Here is a 2,457-nt window from a genome sequence, read left to right as displayed (position 1 = left end):
CAAGCAGGTCATCAGCCAGCGACTGCGGGACATCGCTGACGACGTGGTGCTCGGCGACTTCAAGGACAAGGAAGGCGACATCGTCGCCGGCGTGATCCAGCAGGGGCCCAACCCGCGCATGATCCACGTCGATCTGGGAGCTGTCGAAGCGATCCTTCCACCCGAGGAGCAGGTGCCCGGTGAGGAGTACACCCACGGCTCGCGACTGCGCGTGTACGTCACGAGCGTCGCCAAGGGGCTGAAGGGGCCGCAGATCACCGTCTCGCGCACGCACCCGGGCCTCGTCCGCAGGCTGTTCGCACTCGAGGTGCCCGAGATCGCCGCCGGGCTGGTCGAGATCGTCTCGCTCGCCCGTGAGGCCGGGCACCGCACGAAGATCGCCGTCAGGGCGAACGACCCGGCGATCAACGCCAAGGGTGCCTGCATCGGCGAGATGGGGCGCCGCGTGCGCGCCGTCACCGAGGAGCTGTCCGGCGAGAAGATCGACATCGTCGATCACGATCCCGAGCTCGCGGCGTTCGTCGCCAATGCCCTGTCGCCCGCGAAGGTCACGAGTGCCTTCATCCTCGACGCCAACACGAAGGCCGTGCGCGCTCTGGTGCCCGACTACCAGCTGTCGCTCGCCATCGGCAAGGAGGGCCAGAACGCCCGTCTGGCTGCCAAGCTGACCGGCGCGAAGCTCGACATCCAGCCCGACAGCGTCCTGGACTGACCGCTCGTCACATCCGACTCGCGCCACCCCGCGTGAGTCGGATGGGAACACAGGTGTAAGATGGAACCCGTACGAACGTGCGTCGGCTGTCGCCCGCGTGCTTCCCGCTCCGCCCTTCTCAGGGTGGTGTCGCAGAACGACATCCTCGTCATAGATGAGAATTCCGTCCTGCCGGGGCGCGGCGCGTGGGTGCATCCGACACCCGAGTGCATGGAGGCCGCCCTGCGGCGCCGAGCATTCGGACGAGCACTGCGCGTCTCCAGCGATCTGGACACGCGGATCATCGAACAGTACCCACCAAGAAACAAAGGCTGAACGGCTATGGAAACAAAGTGAACGGCTCGAAATGAGACCCGTCCGCGACTAGTGGTCTGCCCTGTCTGGGTGGACCGACCCCAGACAGGAGAATTGTGGCTGGTAAACCACGCGTACACGAGATCGCCGCCGAACTCGGCGTCGACAGCAAGATCGCACTTGCAAAGCTCAAGGAACTCGGAGAGTTCGTCAAGAGCCCCTCTTCGACCATCGAACCCCCGGTGGCGCGAAAGCTTCGCGCTGCCATCGAGTCGGATGCCTCGCTGAAGGCCTCGGCCGATGCCGCTCCGGCAGCGGCGAAGCCTGCTGCGAAGTCCGGTTCGGCAAAGCCCGGTGCTGCCAAGCCCGGTGCCGCCAAGACCGGCGCCGCTGCGTCCGGCGCACCGACCCCGGGCCCGAAGCCCGGCCCGAAGCCGGCTCCGGCTCCGGAAGCACCCGCTGCAGCCCCGGCCCCCGAGGCTCAGGCGACTGCGGCTCCGGCACCCGCTGCCGCCCCCGAGGCTCAGGCCGAGACCGCAGCGGCCGCACCTGGCCCCGATGCGGCGAAGCCGGCCGACGGCGGAGCGCCCAAGCCGGGCGCCCCGCGCCCCGGCAACAATCCGTTCTCCTCCGCGCAGGGCATGGGACAGCGTCCCACCGGCCCGCGTCCGGGAAACAACCCCTTCGCCTCGGCGCAGGGCATGGGCCAGCGCCCGACGCCGGGTAACATCCCGCGTCCGCAGGCTCCGCGTCCCGGCGCCCCGCGTCCGGGTGCACCTCGTCCCGGTTCCCCCCGTCCCGGCGCCCCGCGCGGTGGTCAGGGTGGTCGTCCCGGTGGTGCACCGTTCCAGCAGCGTCCCGGCGGCCCCGGTCGTCCCGGCGGTGCCGGTGGACCCGGTGCGGGCCCCGGTGCTCGTCCTGGTGGCGGATTCGCAGGTCGCCCCGGTGGCGGCGGCGGTCGTGGCCGTGGTCCTGGTGGAGGTACCGCCGGTGCCTTCGGCAAGGGCGGCGGCAAGAGCAAGCAGCGCAAGTCGCGGCGGGCGAAGCGGCAGGAATTCGAGATGCGGAGCGCCCCGGTCGTCGGTGGCGTCAACGTCACCCGCGGTAACGGGGAGATCATCCGCATGCGCCGCGGCGCGTCGATCTCGGACTTCGCCGACAAGATCGAGACCCTGACGGGCTACAACGTCCAGCCGGGAACCCTCGTGACGATCCTCTTCAACCTCGGCGAGATGGCCACGGCCACCGAGTCGCTGGACGAGGCGACGTTCGAGGTCCTGGGTGCCGAGCTTGGCTACAAGATCCAGATGGTCTCGCCCGAGGACGAAGACAAGGAGCTCCTCGAGGGCTTCGGTCTCAACCTCGAGCAGGAGCTCGAGGAGGCGAGCGAGGACGACCTCGAGATCCGTCCTCCCGTGGTCACCGTCATGGGTCACGTCGACCACGGTAAG

Annotated in this window: 3 protein-coding genes; all 3 read left to right on the top strand. The window is 69.2% G+C overall.

Translation table 11 applies throughout. The annotated features are described in order from the left end of the window. Positions 1-712 (top strand): transcription termination factor NusA (gene nusA / locus J7E68_RS18190; RefSeq protein WP_215174955.1); only part of this gene is annotated, 712 nt, incomplete at its 5' end. Positions 713-772: 60 nt separating this feature from the next. Continuing rightward, positions 773-1,027, top strand: coding sequence for a YlxR family protein (locus J7E68_RS18185; RefSeq protein WP_215174954.1), 255 nt, complete (start codon positions 773-775; stop codon positions 1,025-1,027). Between the two features lie 95 nt (positions 1,028-1,122). After that, positions 1,123-2,457: translation initiation factor IF-2 N-terminal domain-containing protein (locus J7E68_RS18180; RefSeq protein WP_215174953.1), on the top strand; the 1,335-nt coding region annotated here is incomplete at its 3' end.

The sequence above is a fragment of the Microbacterium sp. ISL-103 genome (assembly GCF_018613995.1).
GTDB lineage: Bacteria > Actinomycetota > Actinomycetes > Actinomycetales > Microbacteriaceae > Microbacterium.
This window is presented reverse-complemented; position numbering and strand designations above follow the sequence as displayed.

Excerpts from the sequence above, each read along its gene's own strand:
- J7E68_RS18185 (WP_215174954.1), top strand. The coding sequence starts at position 773 with ATGGAACCCGTACGAACGTGCGTCGGCTGTCGCCCGCGTGCTTCCCGC.